Origin of the sequence: Anaerolentibacter hominis (assembly GCF_032380675.1) — a bacterium.
Taxonomy (GTDB): Bacteria; Bacillota; Clostridia; order Lachnospirales; family Lachnospiraceae; genus Anaerolentibacter; species Anaerolentibacter hominis.
In genome coordinates, this window is sequence record NZ_JAWDIX010000006.1 from 18,377 (window position 1) to 35,644 (window position 17,268).

A 17,268-nucleotide genomic window follows, 5' to 3' on the forward strand; every position below is an offset into this window, starting at 1 on the left:
TGCTGATGAATCCGGATTCGCTCAACCTCTTGCTGGTTGCATTATAAAATCGGAAATTCTCCGGTGTCAATGGAAGGAAAAGAGGATATAAGGATATTACCTTTTTATATAAATATTCTCCCGGTTAATGCCTGTCCGGCGGGGAGAGATAGTCCATGCTTCCGGCAGAGGGAGCTGTCATGGAGCGGTATTTCAGAGGGCCCATGCCAACCTTCTTCTTGAAAACCTTGGTGAAGTAGCTCTGGCTTGTATAGCCCACCTCTTCCGCGATCTGAGTCACATTCATGGACGAACTGCGCAGCAGTTCCTGGGCTTTGGAGATACGTACACTTTCCAGATAGCTGCCGAAGGAGGTGTCCAGATCCCGCTTAAACAGCTGACTGATATAGGTCTTGTTCAGATAAATGTGATTGGCGATATCTTCGAGCGTGATGTGATTTCTATAGTTGCAGAGAATATAGTCGGTTGCCTTCCGTATGGAAGGACTGATCGCGGAAGTATTGGTCAGATCCCGGATTCCCAGCATATACAGCTCATAGAATTCTTTCAGGCGGGCCAGCATCCGTTCTTTGGTGCCCGCCAGATTAATTCGTTTGCTGATCCGGTGATACCCTGCGGCAAAGGTGGAGCTGTCCTTTAAAATTGCGGTGCTCTCCAGAAATACGGTGATACAGTAGAGGACAGCTACCCTCAGATCGTAGAGATAGATCATCCGGTCATGGCAGTCATCCACAAAGTTCTGAAACAGATCCAGCGCTTCCTGGTAGGAGTGCAGCTCCAGTTTGGAGCGGAGCCTGCGCGTGGCATCGGAAAGCTCCGGTGTGCCAAGGTGACGGAAGACGCCGGGATCTTTCTGTCCATAGTAGAGGCAGGATTCCATTTTCCATAGATGTTCCACAAGTACATCATGAAAGTGGTCCGTGTCGCCGCAGAAAAACCGGTCAGATGCCAGACTGTCCCGATGAAGATAGTTGGAAATATTGCGTTCCAGCAGGAGGGATACCTTCTGCTGGGTTTCCTGGCGGTATTCATATGCTTCGTCCGGCAGGGAATAGAGCACGAGGAAGCAGTCCTGGTAAAAAAACGGACAGCCGGATAGGTTTTCTGTGGAAAGGGTACGGGCGCAGAGATCCATAACCTGTTCCGGGGGGAGGGCTTCTTCTTCCGGTTTTAAAGCAAAGGACTCAACGGCCAGATTCCTGGTTGTCAGGGGGAGCCGGGATAGAAAATCACTGGTGGTAATGGTATCTTCCAGGTAATCATTCAGGTGCTTTCCATATTCGTGAAACGTGGTCTCTTCTGCCTCGGGAGCGTGGCTGCTGTAGTTGGAGAAGATACGTACCTTTTGAAGCAGTGCAGTAATATCTGATAATTTCATTTCAGCCTTTAATATGTAGTCGATTGCGCCCAGGCGCAGCGCCTGACGGATATACTCATAGTTGTCATAGGCACTTAGCACAGCTACCTCCATGTCCGGGTAGGATTCCCGCAGAGCAGCCAGGAGCTCCAGGCCCGACATCTGAGGCATGGTAATATCAGTGATTACCAGATTTACCTCATTCTTATGGCAAAAATCCAGAGCGGCGGGAGCATCATTGACCGCATGGATTTCCAGATCCGGAGAGGTGATCTGCCGGATCAGCATGGTAAGCCAGTTACGGATTAATTTGTCATCGTCAACTACCAGTATCTTCATTGTCATTCACTGCCTTTCTCTTTGGAATAATCAAGCTGACCGTAGTGCCCTCGCCCACCTGACTTCGTATCTCCAGAGTATACCCGGGGCCGTAATGCAGCAGCAGCCGTTTACGGACATTATCGATGCCGATATGGCTGCTGCTTTGTTCGCGGAAGGAAACGCTGGATAGGTCGAAGCCATTGCCGTTGTCGCAGATTGTAAATAAAATATCCCGCGCACCGGTACTCCGGCAGGTGATCGTAAGTTCCGGGGGACGGGTGGATGTTTTCAGGCCGTGGAGAATGGAATTCTCCACAATGGGCTGAAGCAGCAGCTTAATAATTTGATAATCCCCAAGGCCCTCCTCCAGATCTATTGTAACCTTAATTGGAGTATCAAAGCTGTACTGCTGGATGGTGATATAGTTATTGAGCTGAGCCAGCTCCATGTCGATTGTATTAAACGGCGCTGTGTTCGACAGAATATTTTTTAATATCCGGGTCAAAGCCAGTATCATCACATCTGCATCCTGCGGATGATCAGAGTATACGGTATATCGTATGGAGGCCAGCGTGTTGTAGAGAAAATGGGGATTGATCTGGGACTGAAGAGCCAGCATGTCGGATTTGCGCTTCAGCTCCTGTTCCTCCACAACCTTAAGGATCAGTTCCTGAATCCGCTTGAGCATATCATTATAATTTCTTGCCAGTTCCCCTATTTCATCGTTTGAAGTAATCTCCACACGGGAATTTAATTTTCCTGCCTTGACCCGATTCATCTGGTTGACCAGACTCCGGATCGGAATCATAAACCGGGAGGAAAATACATAGGCCAGACCGGTAGAGATAACAATACAGGCCACGATCGCAATGGAATAGAGGATTCCGGTATGAATATATCCCTCCATCATACTGTCCAGGTCCGTGCCAAGGACAAACTGCCACTGGCTTTTGTTCAGGGAACAGCGGTAGAGGATCGTATTATCTTTGCTTATCACAGGGTTTGAACTATCCAGGGCGGCGACAATATCCGATCCGTTCATCCCGGAGAGCAGACCCGTATCGTCGATGCTGGACAGTACCGCACCCTCCTGGCTCAGGACCAAGGCGCACTGGTGTTTCTCCACGGCATTGATATACAGCTTGGCCAGCGAATGGTCCTGGAGGCTCAGGACGACTAACCCCAGATGCTCCCAGGTATCCGGGTCTACAATTGCTTTCACTATATAATAGGAAGAAGGACCGTTTTCTCCGGCTTTGTCCGGAAATTCCGCGTCTGCCAGCCAGACCACATCCAGATTGTATACATTGGTACCGCTCCAGAGGCAGCGGATAAATGATTCGTTTTCCAGTAAACTGCCTACGTAATCGGCGCCGCTGATCACCTGGTTGTCCTTGTTTAATATTGTGACCTTCGGATAAAGAGAACCTGCGGCAAAGGAGTAACGTGATATTGCATCCTGAATCAGGCCGGCAGACTCCGGTGATGGTTGCTGGTTACGATGGCAGAGTTTTAAAATATCCTGGTCTCTCCCGATGAGGATAGCGTATGAATTCAGTACGTTTAACTGTGTCTCAATACTGTAGGCCAGTTGATTGGTTTCTCTCTGTATCGCCTGAACCGCGTTGGTTTGGGCGGTTTTATAATATAGATGAGAAAAAATGAGGGCAATGACGATGACCGGGATAAGAAAGGTCAGAATAAACAGGAAAAAAAGCTTCATATGAGATCTGCGGTAGGGATGAAGTTGAATACGGCTGATAAATCCGAACATGCTGGCCCCCTCTTTCGTAGTTCGTTTCCGGTTTTGCGAGCGGAAACGGACGTTATGTAATATTTACCAATATCTGACAATTAGGTCAAATTATTTTACTCTTTACGTTAATATAGTATCATTGTGTTAATATTTCTTTCAAGAAAAAAGAAAGAAACCTAATATATTTACATTTTATACTAAATTTCTTGCATTTATCTCGTACCGGGAGGGCGTCAATAAACGAAGGATTGTGCTGGTTTTGCAGTGTATTCTCTATGGCCTGCCCGATGGGAATCCGGTATGATGAAACCATCGAAAGGCTCCGTGAATCGTACCGGAATTTTGAAATTATGATATGAGTGGAAAAGGAGAGTACAAAATGAAAAAACAAAAGAGAATACTTGCTGTGTTTTTGGTTCTGATGATGGTGTTTGGCCTGACTGCCTGCGGCAAAAAGCAGGAGGAACCTTCGATACCGGCCGGGGACCAGCAGAAGCCCCAGGATGATCAGAAAGGCCAGGGAGATGGCGGTCCGATATATGTAGGTCTCTACACCAGCCTTACCGGCAACAGTGCAGGCGGCGGCGAGTGTCTGGAACAGGGCATCCGTCTGGCAATGGACAAGGTAAATGAGGAAGGCGGTATTCAGGGCCGTCAGCTGGAACTGATTGTGTATGACGACGGCGGCACCACAGAGGGTGCGGTGAAAGCGGTGACCCGTCTTCTGGAAGTGGATAAAGTGGATTATGTGATCGGAAGCTTTTTAAGCCCCAACGTGCTGGCAACCCATTCCCTGACCGAGGAGGCGAAGGTACTTCAGATCGGATCGGGAACCGGCGCCACCTGGACGAATATCGGCTGTGAATATCTGTACCGGGCCACGGTAAATGGAAATTATATTATACCTACATTTGTATCGGAAATGAGCAAAATGGGAGAGACCAGTACGGCGCTCTTAAGTGTGGAATCGGAATATGGTCAGAGCGGGCATGATACAACCATCAGTGAACTGGAAAATGCAGGGATTGAGGTTGTTGCGGATGTAACGTATCAGCCGACAGATACGGATTTTACCGGTCATATTGCCAAGATAATGGCGGCAAAGCCAGGAAGCATAACCGTCTATGGAAACGGCAATGAGCTAGCCCTGATTTTAAAGCAGCTGCGCCAGCATGGATATGACGGCTATGTGTATACCAGTGAGGGCGGAGCCAACGCGGAGGTATTAAGTGTGGCAGGAGATGCGGCAAACGGCCTGATCTTTGCTGCAGCTTATGTGGTACCGGAAACACCGGAGGACGGAACGACCGAACTGATCCGGGAAGTATTAAATAAATTCTATGAGAAATACAGCGCGATGCCATACTCCGATGTTATTTTCCGCGGGTATGACCAGATGATGCTTTTGTCGGAAGCGCTGAAGAAGGTAGATGATATTACGGACCGGGAGGCTGTCAAAGAGGCATTTAAATCCTTAAGCGGTATCAGTTTATGCGCCGGAAGCTTTGACTTTACAGACGGCTCCGGGGACGGGCTGAAGTCCTGCAATGAGTTTATGATTTATGAAGGAAAGGTACAGTCCTTTGATGTGGATACCATGAAGGCCTGGAGAACAGGAAACTGATGGCTGTCTGAATAGCAAGCGCAGAGGGAATACACTGTGCAATCACGGCAGAATGGCTCTGTCTGAGAAAACCGCAGAGGCTTCTCAGACAGAGCTTTTATAACAGAGGAAATGATTTCCGGCAGGACAGAGAAAAGGGGTGCAGTATGTCAATTATTTTAAAGCTGGTCATCGGGGCCCTGATGATCGGAAGCGTGTATGGAGTGCTGGGCATGGGATACAGCCTGATCTATAAGGCAACCGGCCTGATGAACCTGGCACAGGGCGATTTTATGATGTTTGGCGCGTTTATCGGTCTGACATTTTATAAATACCTGGGACTGCCGATTTTTGCGGCATTTATATTAACCTTTATCGTGATGTTTTTCCTGGGATTTTTTGTACATAGATATTTGATTTCCACATTGCTGAAAAAGGGAGCGGCCTTTGCCTATGTTATTTTGTGTACAGCGGCGGTTTCCATGATTTTGCAGAATACGGCGATGCTGTCGTGGACATCTTCCATTATGCAGTTTCCCAGCATTTTTTCTGCTTCATCCGTGAGCTTTCTGGGGATACAGGTAGCGCCGGAATCTCTTCTGGTACTATCTATTGCAATTGTCTGCACCTTTTTGCTGTATTTCTTCCTGAATAAAACCAAGTTCGGGACGGCAATGCGTGCGTCCGCTCTGGATCAGACGGCGGCAAGCGCACTGGGGATTAATGTATCTCTGACAAAAGGAGTGACCTGGGGCCTGGCGGCCGGACTGGCCGGCATAATAGGCGCGGCTCTGGGACCTGTCTACGGCGTCTATTTTACCATGGGCGCGCTGATCGGGCAGAAGGCGTTTGCGGGAGCTGTGGCAGGCGGCTACGGCAATATCTACGGGGCCCTTGTGGGGGGAATGTTTTTCGGTTTTATGGAGACCTTTATTTCCGCATTTCTCACAACCCGGTATAAGGACGTCATTTCCTTCGGTATTCTGATCCTGGTGATGATGATACTGCCAACAGGCATATTTAAAGAAAAGGTTCTGGAATAGAAGGGGAGGGCGGAAATGATAACAAAACTCAGACAACACAAAGTCACAGTAGCCGTAATCGGGGTACTGTGTGTGATATGCGGGATTTTATCGGGGGAAACGTACAATGCACTGATTATTTCCCTGGCCGGAATCTATGCAATTGCAACCACAGGGCTGGATCTGCTGTTCGGCTATACCGGCCAGATTTCCTTCGGGCATGCCGCTTTTTTTGCAATTGGATCTTACGGAACTACACTGCTGTCCATGAGATTGGGAATCCCCACACTGCTATCTGTTATTCTGGCAAGCGTGATTGCCATGGCTGCGGGTATTGTAATTGCGCTGCCGGCATCCAAGCTGGTAAAACATTTCTTATCTTTGCTTACGATTGCGTTCGGCCAGATCATTTATCTGCTTGTTAATTCCTGGTCCGGACTGACAGGCGGGGCGGGGGGAATCTCCGGTATTCCGGATTTTAATCTCTTCGGTCTTGAACTGAATACGAACCGGAGCTATATGGTGTTTATCTGGATTCTGGCAGCAGTGATTCTGCTGGTGAAACAGAATATCATTCATTCCAGGGTGGGCAGAGGGTTTATAGCCATCCGGGAAAATACCCATGCGGCGCAGGGGATGGGAGTAAATGTACGGTATTATAAGATTATGGCCTTTGCCATCAGCGCGGCGATGGCCGGGCTGGCCGGTGCGATGTATGCCCATCTGGTAGGCTTTATCAGCCCGGAGACATATAATGCCACACAGTCCACGTTGTTTATGACAATGCTTCTGTTCGGCGGAATTGCCACTGCATCCGGACCTTTTGTCGGGGCGGCCATCCTGCTCCTGGTGAAGGAGGTATTTCAGAGCTTTGCCTCCTATCAGGTCCTGATCTATGGGATTTTTATTCTGATCGTCCTGTTCTTCTTCCCCAACGGGACGGTAGGCATCCTGAAAAGTATAAAAGCCCGTATAGCGCGAAGAAAAAATACGGGAGGAAAGACAAAGCAGAAAGGGGAGAAGGCCCATGCTTACAATTGATCATATCACAATCCGTTTCGGCGGGCTTATTGCCAACAATGATGTGTGTACAGAGGTGGAAAAGGGCCAGATTTTCGGCCTGATCGGGCCAAACGGCGCGGGTAAAACCACCTTATTTAATATAATAAGCGGCGTATATGCGCCAACATCGGGAAGGATTATGCTGGATGGTGAAGAAATACAGGGAATGGCGCCCCACAGGATTAACTGCAAGGGGATTGCGAGGACCTATCAGAACATCAATCTGTTTAAGAAAATGACGGTACTGGAAAATGTTATGGTAGGCTGTCACTCCGTGACAAAGGCCGGGCTGCTGGCCGCGATAATGAACACGGGGACGAAGCGGAAGGAAGAGAGGGCGGCAATAGACAAGTGCCGTGACATATTAGAATTTATGGGCCTGGAGGACAAAAAGGACCTGCCCGCCAGCGGCCTTTCCTACGGGGAGCAGAGACGGCTTGAAATAGCCAGGGCTATGGCGAGTGATCCAAAGCTGCTTCTGCTGGACGAGCCGGCAGCAGGAATGAACCTGAGCGAGAAGGATGAGCTGGCATCAACGATTTTAAAGATCCGGGACAAGGGCTATACGATTCTCCTGGTGGAACACAACATGAAACTGGTTATGAACATCTGTGATTTTATCTGTGTCCTGAACTATGGAAAAAAGCTGGCGGAAGGGACTCCTGCATATATTCAGCAGCATCCGGATGTAATCGAGGCATATCTGGGAGGTGGAAAAGCCTGATGGAAAAAATTCTGGAAGTGAATGATCTGCAGTTTCGCTATGGTGAAATAGTGGCATTAAGAGGAATCTCCTTTTATGTGGAGGAAGGGGAGATTGTCACTCTGCTGGGGGGAAACGGTGCGGGCAAAACGACGACCCTGCAGGCTGTCTCCGGCCTGATTCACGGCATATACGGCGGAGAGATTCGGTTCATGGGTGAGAAGATCAATCATCTGGCACCCCATAAAATAGCCGGTATGGGCATTGCCCAATGTATTGAGGGCAGGCATATCTTTTCACAGCTGACCGTGAAGGAAAATCTGATGATGGGAGCCTATCTGCGCAAAGGTGAGCAGATTCGGGCAGACCTTGATTATGTCTATGATTTGTTCCCCAGGTTAAAAGAACGTGAAACCCAGCAGGGAGGGACCCTGTCGGGAGGAGAGCAGCAGATGCTGGCGGTGGGAAGAGCATTGATGCAGAAACCGAAGCTGCTGATGATGGATGAACCTTCTCTGGGACTGGCACCGCTGATTGTGGAAGACATATTCCGGGCGGTGAAAAAGATAAACACGGACGGTATTCCGGTTTTACTTGTGGAACAGAACTGTAATGTGGCTCTGGATGCAGCGGGCAGAGGATATGTAATGGAAACGGGAGAGATTATCTTTCAGGATACAGCGCAGAAGCTGCTGGAAAATGAAGATATCCAGAGAAGCTATATGGGAATAAGCTAGATCGGGATGGGTCAAATCAGTGCGTTGCACTGGCTCTATGCCATAGATTGATATGCAAACGAGTTTACATATCAATCTATGGCATGAGCGTAGCACCAAAGGTGCTTTTGACCCCCTGATCCAATGCTCAGATTAACATATACTCAAACCGCCGTCTATTACCAGATTATGACCATTGATCATCTGTGCGCCGTCGCTGGCCAGAAAGGCTGCGGCTGCCGCGATTTCATCCATCTCACCAAAACGGTGTACCGGCATCCGGACAAGCCGTTTTTCCGCCCGTTCACCCTGCCAGTATTCCCTTGACATAGGAGTCATGACAACTGTGGGAGAGATAGCATTGGCGGTAATCCCGTACTGTCCCCATTCCAGGGCAAGTGTTCTGGTAACGGAAAGAAGTCCCGCCTTGCTGGCAGAGTAGGCCACATGATTTTCAACCGCGCTGATTCCGGCGTCGGAGGCGATATTGATGATTCTGCCGCCGTTACCTGCTTTTATCATGTAATTGCCCACTTCCTGGGTGAGGAAAAAGGCGGAGACCAGATTGACATTCAGTACATTATTAAACTCCTCTTCTCCAATTTCGGAGGCGGGCACTCCGGAACCGATTCCGGCGCTGTTGCACAGAATATCAATGTGACCGTATTCGACAGCGATATCCCCAATCACTTTTTTAACCGCGGCGCGATCCGTAATGTCCAGCTGTTTGCCGGCCACGTTTTCGCCGATCCCGGCAGCGATTTCCTGTACCTTGGGATTTCTGCCCAGGATAATCACTTTTGCACCGCGCCAGGCCATAACCTCGGCAATTGATTTTCCGATTCCGCTGGTTCCGCCGGTGATGACTGCCACTTTGCCGTCCAGTCTTAAATCGTAACTAAATTTTTTATATTCGCTCATATTGGCTCCTTTCCTGCTTAGAGACTGACATAATTTGATATATCAAGCATATCATTTGAATCTTTTAAATTCAATACGGACAGCAAAAACGGCTATATTCCGCGGGAGTTGATTTCAGAAAATGGAAGAAAATGTTGATAAAAGTCGATATTCGTATATTTATAATTTTATTTGGGTTATTCGGGATTATGACAACTGATTTTATAGATTTGGTTGACCAAAATTCTAATATTTATGCGTAAAAATCTATAATTAAACGCACTTGCGCGGACTGGCGGTGTTGCACTTAAATAGAGGATAGAGTATAATATCCAGTCAGTAGCTGATGATTATTAATCTGTGATTTAGATAGGTACAGAATGGGATTATGACAGAGAATAGTATAATAATCAGTTTTCGGCTGCTGGATCATATAAAACAAAAGATCCTACATTACGAAAGAGAGGGTGAGCTATGATAACAGAATCAAAGATTTGTTTAAATGACTGGATTGGAATGTTAGATGAGAACGATAGAGATGATGCTTTAGTTTTGCTGGACTGGATCGCCAGGCAGCCAGATCCGAAGAGATTGCTGGATATTTTATTTTATGGAACAGATGAGGAGTATAATATAGCATTTGCGGACAGAAGCAATGTCTGCATGCAGAACGTTGTTTATAGTTAGATATGTACATCCGCCCGGTCAGGGCGGATGTTTTCGTTAAAGAATCATCAGGTTCCGTAGAACCTTATAAACGAAACACACTAGTTGTTGCAGCCGCAGCCATTGTTGCAGCTATTGCAGCCACTGTTGCAGCCGCAGTCAGATGCTGTGTTGGAAGCGGAAGCGGAAGCACAGCCGGCAGCAAAACCTGCGTTGTAGCCACTTCTGTAGCCTGCTTTATAACCTGCGTTATAGCTTGCATTGTTATTGTTACAACCACAGCCATTATTGTTATTACCACAACCATTACAACCACAATTACAACGGAAACATCCACACATAATAATAACCTCCTTAAATAATTTATCCGGCCTGGCCGATTCGATTTGCTTTTATTTGAAGGGACCGTATGGCCTGACAAATTGTTGATTCATGATAAGCAATTCGACTTGTCGGATTGTCTTATTTAATACTATAGTATGTGGGCCGTCCAAAATGGTGTGGGATTGTCTAAAGGGAAAATAAGGTAAAAATCAGGCTCAAAACGGGGAGAGTCAGGTATAAAAAAAGAAGATGCCGTAAAAAACAGCATCTTCGTAAAACCTGAATTCTTTATGGATTTAGCGGATATGATTTACATAAACGCGCATTTCTTCCCTGGAACGAACATTTCTGGCCCCGTCCGCTACCGCTTTCTGCTGACCTTTATCCAGTTTGGAAAACCGGAGCAGAGCTTCCTGATTCTGTGCCAGTTCCATAGTGAAGCCAATAGGAAGATCATGTCTGCCGATAAAGGACCCATCGGAATAACTTCCGGAAAATTGATCTGCCAAATTTCTATTCCTCCTTCTCCTGATGCATTTGGTAATTGGTACATACAATATGATGTCATTAGTCTTTGTCAAAGGTAGAATATTATACAGAATGCAGTACGAAATATTTGTACAGGTTATTATCTTGAGGGCATCTGAAAGTTCTGCAGGGCACGATTTAAATAGTCGTTAAACGGTTTCATTTTGGCAAAGATATCTGCCGCGTATTCTGCAAAGTCAGGGCCGGTCAGCCGGATGTCGGGGATCGGGCACTCCAGATACCAGCATTTCCATTTCAGATATTCCGCTTGGGGATGAGAAGGGTCGAAGCCTTGAGGTACCTTTTTCAAAGATGTGTTGCCCAGCGTAAACAGTTCGGTAAAGGCGGGAGCCGATATAATCTCTTCCCATTCCCGTCCATGCAGGGAAATGTAATCCCGTACCATAGCGGTTGCATCCTTAAACATGTCCGCAAACAGGCCGCCGCCCAGAAAAGACCGGTTACCGGGTTTCACCATAATATAGTAGCCAACCGGAACAGGCAGTTTTCCACAGGGCCCGATATGTGCCCGAAAAGCAGGATTATAGGGGGATTTATCATGGCTGAAGCGGGTATCCCGCATGAGCTTGAAGGTGAGCTCCTTCGGATCATACGGAGGGATGCTGCTGTCAAATTCCCGTATTTTGAAGATCAGCTGAAGTATAAGCTCTTCAAATTCCTGAGCTGCTGTTTTGCCATCCGCCTTGTTGGCGTGATACCATTCCCGGTTATTATTTTCTTCCAGGGCCGCCAGATAGGCCAGCATGTTATCTTTATTCACAGAGTGCGCCCTCCTTTCCCTGCAACAGTTCTGAAAAATTCTTTGACCGGATGAGATTCTGAATCCATGCCGTGACTCTGTCGGGGGATTCGTATGCACGAAAACCAGCAAAGATCTGGGACAGTCCGTCCAGTTCCTCCATAGTCCTTGTGTTTTCTACAATTGTATCATAGCTGCGCTCCTTCATGGACAGGAATGCGGGGCTTGCCGGATCGATACGGTGGCTGGCGATGGCATAATTGACTCTGCGCTTACAGGAGCAGGAGCCAGTCCCGCTCAGTCCGCAGTATTCACCCAGGAAAGACGCCATTTTCTTTCTGGTACGGGACAGCTTCTGACGGTATGCCTCAGGAGTAAGATTCAGAATATCCGCGGCGATGCGGCTGTCAAGCCGAAACATGGTCCCCAGTATATAAATACACCGGCTCTCCGCGTCCAGGCATTGAAGCATCACATTGGTGCAGGAAAGCTTTAATTCCTGTTCCAGAAGGGCATGATCAACTCCGCCGGTCATATCCGGGACATCCTTTTCCCGGCCGGAGGCAATATCTTCCCCATAGGCTTCAAAGCTGAGCGGATATTTGGAAAACATTCCCTTGCGGTAATTCTTTAAATGATTTACGGCTATCCGGAATACCCAGGTGGACAGCCTGCTCTCTCCGCGGAACGAAGACAGGCGGGTCATTACTTTAATTAAGATTTCCTGTGTCGCATCCTCCGCATCCGGTATCATCCCAAGCATCCGCAGAGACAGATTAAATACCATGTCCTGCACACTGACTAACAGTGTTTCAAGCGCTTCCTGATTGCCGGAGACGGCTTTTTCAATTAATTGTTCCTCGTGGTTTACATTACCCATTTCTTTTTCCTTTCCTGTTAACAGTCATTTTACAGCAGACAGTTCGAAGCGCGAAATCCTGGCTGGTTTTTTGCACACCTGCATTCTCTTTTCAGACTGCCTTTACTTAATTAGACAAGAAAATAATGGCCGTGTGACAGTTTCAGATAAAAAAGACAGATCTTTTTCATTAGAAATACTTTCAATGTATTTACTATACCGTAACCGATCGTATTTTGGCACCCCAAACCTCCTGGAAAACGGTTCTATTATGGCTGCAGACCGGATAACTTTGTTATAGACAGTTACATGTTTTTCTGGTGATCAGGCAATTACTATGCTATAGAATTCACTTTGACGGACTTGTTCCCTTTTTGGAATGGAGGAAATTATGAAAATTGTGGTTGTAGGCGGAGGCTGGGCAGGCTGCGCTGCCGCATATGAAGCGGCTAAGTGCGGTGCCGAGGTAATGCTTCTGGAAAGAACAGATATGCTTTTGGGGACCGGGCTTGTGGGCGGTATTATGAGAAATAACGGCCGGTTTACCGCGGCAGAGGAAATGATTGCAATGGGGGGCGGGGAACTGTTTCGGGTTATAGACTCCAACTGCAGACATAAAAATATTTCTTTTCCGGGACATGAACATGCCTCTCTTTATGACATCGGTAAAATGCCGGCGCTTATCCAGGAACTGCTGCAAAGTATTGGTGTAAAAATCCTCTATCAGGCGAGAGTGGTTAAGGCCGTGATCGAACAGCAGAGAATCGTGCGGGTGGAAACATCCTCCGGGGATTCGGCGGAGGGAGATATTTTTATTGATACAACCGGCAGCGCCGGACCGATTAACAATTGTGCCAGATATGGCAACGGGTGCGCTATGTGTATCCTGCGCTGCCCAAGCTTCGGAGGCAGAGTGAGCCTGACCGGACTGGCGGGTATACCGGAAAAGACCGGGGTGAAAGAAGATGGAACGATCGGGGCCATGAGCGGTTCCTGCAAATTATATAAGGATTCACTTGCGCCCGAACTGGTGGAAGAACTGAATACCAGCGGAGTTGTGATCCGCAGGATACCGGACCATCTGAGAGAGGACCATTTGGATCAGAAGGCATGCCAGCAATATGCCAGAAAGGAATTCGCGGACAATATTATTCTGCTGGATACCGGCCACGCCAAATTAATGACCCCATATTTTCCATTAAGCAAGCTTCAGCAGATTCCCGGGTTTGCGTATGCCAGATACGAAGATCCCTATGCGGGGGGCAAGGGGAACTCCATGCGCTTTATGGCTATGGCCCCCAGAGATGACGGCCTGAAAGTAAAAGGACTGGAAAACCTGTTCTGCGCAGGAGAAAAAGCAGGACTGCTGGTAGGTCACACGGAAGCAATTGTAACCGGGGTACTGGCAGGAAAAAATAGTGTCAGGGACGCGGCCGGTAAAGAGCCCCTTGTGTTATCCAGAAAAACTGCGATAGGAGAGGCAATTGCTTATGTCAGAGAGCAGATGGAGACCGACGAGGGCCTCAGCAGGAAATATACATTCTCGGGCTCTGTATTTTTTGAAAGAATGAAAGAACTGGGCCTGTATGAGACAGATGTAGAAAAAATTGGCGAGACAGTACACCTGGCCGGCCTGACCGGTATTTTTGAGGCAGAGCTGTAACTGCTGCTTATAAAATATCCTGAAGCGCATCAATAATCTGCTGATCCGCCGGAAGCCAGTTCAGGCCGGAAAGCTCATCTTTGCCTGCCCATTTGGCGCTGCAGTGCTCTTTTAAGAGGGGGACACCTTCCCCCAGGGTACAGAGATAGCAGTGTAGGATTAGGTGAAAATCCGGATAATCGTAGTGGACGGTAAGAAAATAACGGTCTATCACAACCTTGATTTCCAGTTCCTCCCACAGCTCCCTGCCGAGTGCTTCTTCGGGTGTTTCACCCGGTTCAAGCTTCCCTCCGGGAAATTCCCACATGTGGATAAATGTACCGTAACCGCGCTGTGCGGCGTAGACACGGCTGCCATCCTTTATTATGGCAGCAGCAACTTCAATGGTTTTCATCCGGTAACTGCTCCTTTCACAATACCGCTGCCTGCCAGGGATATACGACTCCCGGCGGGCGGCGGTAATTACGTTTTAACCGCATTTGCTGTCTATGCTACCATATAAAAAGCAAACTGTAAAATATCGGTTATTCGGGAGGATAAAATCAGGTTTATTTTCTTGACAAACATTGGCATATGTGGTATAAATAATAGGCAGCTAATCAGGGTTGGGGGATTTTTGGCTGTTCAATTTTATATAACGAAGCGTGGCTCAGCTTGGTAGAGCGCTGCGTTCGGGACGCAGAGGTCGCAGGTTCAAATCCTGTCGCTTCGATTCTGGGAATGAAAAGGGAATGGGTATACTGCTATGCAGTATACCTATTTTTTTTCATAGCAGGTGTTCCTGTGAAACAGGACTTCCCTCAGCATAATATGGCATAAGCAGAAACAGGTGAAGTAAGAAATGTATGAAATATTAAACAGCCCGATAGAGATAGGGAACGTGCGGCTGAAAAACAGATTGGTTTTTGCGCCTACAACGATGGGGCTTCGGGAGGAAGAATACTTATGTAAACTTGCGGAGATAGCGGAAGGAGGGGCTGCCCTGATCATTATCGGTGATGTGCCGGTTCTGGGAAAAGGCTATCATTCGCTGCGCAGGAAGAAGGGAATGGATTATTATAAAGGGATAACAAACTGTATCCACTCCCGCGGGGCTCTGGCTGCCGCGCAGCTCTATGTGTCCGACGCCCGGTTATCCTCCATGATAAAATATGTGCCGGGGATGCTTGCCGGAAAGATTACAGAAGATGACCTGCGAAGGAAAATGAATGAATCCATATCCGGATATATTACAGGGATGGATATACAGGATGTGAGAACGATAACGGACAGCTTTGGAGAGGGCGCGGTTTTGGCGGTAGAAGCTGGATTTGACATCATCCAGGTGCATGGCGACCGGATGTGCGGCAGCTTCAGTTCGGACCTTTATAATCTGCGGCAGGACTGCTATGGAGTGACTTCGGAGAACAGGGCCCGATTTGCATGCGATGCGGTCCGGGCGGTGAAACGGGCTGCGCCGGATATCCCCATAGATTTCAAGCTTGTGGTCCGGCAGGAAAATCCGCACTATGGGAATGCGGGTGTGCTGAGGGAAGAGCTGGGGACTTTTATTCCTCTCCTGGAGGAAGCGGGTGCGGATAGTTTTCATATCACTTTGGCGGATCATTCTAAGCTGAGTGACTCAATACCGCCTGTGGGACATCCATATTTTAATCAGGAGGGATGCTTCCTGCCGTTCTGCGAAGAAGCCGGGAAGTTTACTAATCTGCCCTTATGCGGCGTTGGGAAGCTGGCTTCCCCTGGTTTTATTGAGGAAAAGCTGAAAGAGGGGACGATACAGCTGGCAGCGATGAGCCGGCAGCTGATTGCCGATCCAGACTGGCTGAAAAAGGTGAATTCCGGGGCCGAAGATGAAATTGTATCCTGTAACAGATGTAATGTGGGCTGTCTTCTGGGACTGCAGCAGCATAAAGGGGTGCACTGTGTCCGGAGAGCGGCTGATAAGGATAAATAGAAAGGAAGCGTGAACGGTATGAAATACGCGGTGGTATTTAGCAGCAGAACAGGAAATACAAAACAGGTTGCCGAGGCAATCAGGGACAGCAGGCCCGGAAGCTGTGTTTATTTCGGCGGGCCGGAGGGCTTTACTATAGGGGAGGCAGAGATTATTTTTGCCGGGTCATGGATTGACAAAGGTAATTTTACGGATGAAATGGTTTCCTTCCTTAAGGGGCTTCACGGCACGCGCACCGCTGTTTTTGCCACGGCTGGCTTTGGCTGTGATGAGGCATATTTTGACCGCCTGGCTCTGAATATCCGCACAGCGCTGAGTGAGGACAATACTTATCTGGGCAGCTTTATGTGCCAGGGCAGGATGCCGGAGTCAGTTAGATCCAGATATTTACAAATGCAGAAGGAGCATCCGGGGGATAAAAAAGTCGGGATGCTGCTGAATAATTTCGAGATGGCAGGCGCTCATCCGGACCAGGAGGATCTGAAACACGCGGCTGCCTTTGCGGAGGAACGGATCGGCGAGTAGCAAGATGACGGGGAGGAGAATACGTTAATATGGAGATAAGAGATGGACGGGTTGAGGACGCAGCAGAGGCAAGCCGTCTGTATGCCCTGAGCTGGAAGGAAACCTACAGGGGTAAACTGCCGGATACGTACCTGGAGCAGCTGAGAGAGGACTTTTGGCAGGAGACGTTTCAGAAATGGATCGAAACCGGCGAATGGAATATCAGGGTGGCAGCGCAGGGAGGCAGAATCCTGGCAGCGGCAGTCTATGGAAGATCTCAGGAGGAAGGATACTTAAGCTGGGGAGAAATAAAATCTTTGTATGTTCTGCCCGGGGAACTTGGGAAGGGCTACGGCAAAGCTTTATTTACAGATGTGTGCGGCCTGCTGGCAAAGCAGGGCTTTGACTGCTTATATCTCTGGGTGCTGAAGGAAAACGCCCGGGCCAGGAGCTTTTATGAAAGGCAGGGCTTCCGGGCAACGGAGGATGAGCTAAATTGTTATTTTGAGGGTGAACCCTATCCGGACGTCCGGTATATCAGGAAATGTCACATACGGAAGGAAAATTGAA

The 17,268-nt window shown here is 48.3% G+C and carries 18 protein-coding genes and 1 tRNA gene; 11 read left to right on the top strand and 8 right to left on the bottom strand.

Going from position 1 to position 17,268, the window contains the following annotated elements; translation table 11 throughout:
- Positions 1-124: 124 nt before the first annotated feature.
- The gene (locus ABCW47_RS14350; protein ID WP_343210625.1) at positions 125-1,702 is read right to left on the bottom strand and encodes a response regulator transcription factor; all 1,578 of its coding nucleotides are present in this window, start codon (positions 1,700-1,702) and stop codon (positions 125-127) included.
- Complete coding sequence (locus ABCW47_RS14355) at positions 1,677-3,452, bottom strand: sensor histidine kinase (protein ID WP_343210626.1); 1,776 nt, start codon at positions 3,450-3,452, stop codon at positions 1,677-1,679. The genes ABCW47_RS14350 and ABCW47_RS14355 overlap by 26 nt, the downstream gene beginning before the upstream one ends.
- 361 nt (positions 3,453-3,813) lie before the next feature.
- Here ABCW47_RS14355 and ABCW47_RS14360 point away from each other — a divergent pair, with 361 nt between their 5' ends.
- From ABCW47_RS14360 to ABCW47_RS14380, 5 genes are all read left to right on the top strand, one after another.
- The gene (locus ABCW47_RS14360) at positions 3,814-5,058 is read left to right on the top strand and encodes an ABC transporter substrate-binding protein (protein WP_343210627.1); all 1,245 of its coding nucleotides are present in this window, start codon (positions 3,814-3,816) and stop codon (positions 5,056-5,058) included.
- Positions 5,059-5,204: 146 nt separating this feature from the next.
- Positions 5,205-6,080 (top strand): branched-chain amino acid ABC transporter permease, encoded by an 876-nt coding sequence (locus ABCW47_RS14365; RefSeq protein ID WP_343210628.1) that lies wholly within the window; start codon positions 5,205-5,207, stop codon positions 6,078-6,080.
- Positions 6,081-6,095: 15 nt separating this feature from the next.
- A complete protein-coding gene (locus ABCW47_RS14370; protein WP_343210629.1) occupies positions 6,096-7,100 on the top strand; it encodes a branched-chain amino acid ABC transporter permease in 1,005 nt (334 codons plus the stop codon).
- Positions 7,087-7,845 carry an ABC transporter ATP-binding protein gene (locus tag ABCW47_RS14375; RefSeq protein WP_343210630.1) on the top strand — a complete coding sequence of 253 codons (759 nt, stop codon included), beginning with the start codon at positions 7,087-7,089 and terminating at the stop codon, positions 7,843-7,845. Before ABCW47_RS14370 ends, ABCW47_RS14375 begins: the two co-directional genes overlap by 14 nt.
- Entirely contained in the window at positions 7,845-8,561 is a 717-nt protein-coding gene (locus ABCW47_RS14380; RefSeq protein ID WP_343210631.1) for an ABC transporter ATP-binding protein, read from the top strand. Before ABCW47_RS14375 ends, ABCW47_RS14380 begins: the two co-directional genes overlap by 1 nt.
- 132 nt (positions 8,562-8,693) lie before the next feature.
- Here the strand turns inward: ABCW47_RS14380 and ABCW47_RS14385 are convergent, their stop codons facing one another.
- Positions 8,694-9,461 (bottom strand): GolD/DthD family dehydrogenase, encoded by a 768-nt coding sequence (locus ABCW47_RS14385; protein ID WP_343210632.1) that lies wholly within the window; start codon positions 9,459-9,461, stop codon positions 8,694-8,696.
- Positions 9,462-9,914: 453 nt separating this feature from the next.
- Between ABCW47_RS14385 and ABCW47_RS14390 the strand changes: the two genes are divergently transcribed.
- Positions 9,915-10,127, top strand: a complete 213-nt coding sequence (locus tag ABCW47_RS14390; RefSeq protein WP_343210633.1) for a hypothetical protein — start codon at positions 9,915-9,917, stop codon at positions 10,125-10,127.
- Positions 10,128-10,191: 64 nt separating this feature from the next.
- Here the strand turns inward: ABCW47_RS14390 and ABCW47_RS14395 are convergent, their stop codons facing one another.
- The 4 genes from ABCW47_RS14395 to ABCW47_RS14410 form a co-directional block, all read right to left on the bottom strand.
- Complete coding sequence (locus ABCW47_RS14395; protein ID WP_343210634.1) at positions 10,192-10,443, bottom strand: hypothetical protein; 252 nt, start codon at positions 10,441-10,443, stop codon at positions 10,192-10,194.
- Between the two features lie 283 nt (positions 10,444-10,726).
- Positions 10,727-10,939: a hypothetical protein gene (locus tag ABCW47_RS14400; protein ID WP_343210635.1), complete on the bottom strand. Its 213-nt coding sequence runs from the start codon at positions 10,937-10,939 to the stop codon at positions 10,727-10,729.
- Positions 10,940-11,058: 119 nt separating this feature from the next.
- The gene (locus ABCW47_RS14405; protein WP_343210636.1) at positions 11,059-11,739 is read right to left on the bottom strand and encodes a DUF2461 domain-containing protein; all 681 of its coding nucleotides are present in this window, start codon (positions 11,737-11,739) and stop codon (positions 11,059-11,061) included.
- On the bottom strand, positions 11,732-12,598 hold the full coding sequence (locus ABCW47_RS14410) for an RNA polymerase sigma factor (protein WP_343210637.1): 867 nt from the start codon (positions 12,596-12,598) through the stop codon (positions 11,732-11,734). Before ABCW47_RS14410 ends, ABCW47_RS14405 begins: the two co-directional genes overlap by 8 nt.
- 370 nt (positions 12,599-12,968) lie before the next feature.
- On the opposite strand from ABCW47_RS14410, the gene ABCW47_RS14415 reads away from it, so the two are divergent.
- Entirely contained in the window at positions 12,969-14,240 is a 1,272-nt protein-coding gene (locus tag ABCW47_RS14415) for an FAD-dependent oxidoreductase (protein ID WP_343210638.1), read from the top strand.
- 7 nt (positions 14,241-14,247) lie between these two features.
- On the opposite strand, the gene ABCW47_RS14420 is transcribed toward ABCW47_RS14415, so the two are convergent.
- A complete protein-coding gene (locus tag ABCW47_RS14420) occupies positions 14,248-14,634 on the bottom strand; it encodes a (deoxy)nucleoside triphosphate pyrophosphohydrolase (RefSeq protein WP_343210639.1) in 387 nt (128 codons plus the stop codon).
- Between the two features lie 244 nt (positions 14,635-14,878).
- Here ABCW47_RS14420 and ABCW47_RS14425 point away from each other — a divergent pair.
- From ABCW47_RS14425 to ABCW47_RS14440, 4 genes are all read left to right on the top strand, one after another.
- Positions 14,879-14,952: transfer RNA gene (locus ABCW47_RS14425), tRNA-Pro, on the top strand.
- A 129-nt stretch (positions 14,953-15,081) separates the two neighbouring features.
- Positions 15,082-16,194, top strand: coding sequence for a bilirubin reductase (gene bilR, locus ABCW47_RS14430; RefSeq protein WP_343210640.1), 1,113 nt, complete (start codon positions 15,082-15,084; stop codon positions 16,192-16,194).
- An 18-nt stretch (positions 16,195-16,212) separates the two neighbouring features.
- Positions 16,213-16,719, top strand: coding sequence for a flavodoxin family protein BilS (bilS, locus tag ABCW47_RS14435; RefSeq protein WP_343210641.1), 507 nt, complete (start codon positions 16,213-16,215; stop codon positions 16,717-16,719).
- Between the two features lie 29 nt (positions 16,720-16,748).
- Complete coding sequence (locus tag ABCW47_RS14440; protein ID WP_343210642.1) at positions 16,749-17,267, top strand: GNAT family N-acetyltransferase; 519 nt, start codon at positions 16,749-16,751, stop codon at positions 17,265-17,267.
- Position 17,268: the final 1 nt, after the last annotated feature.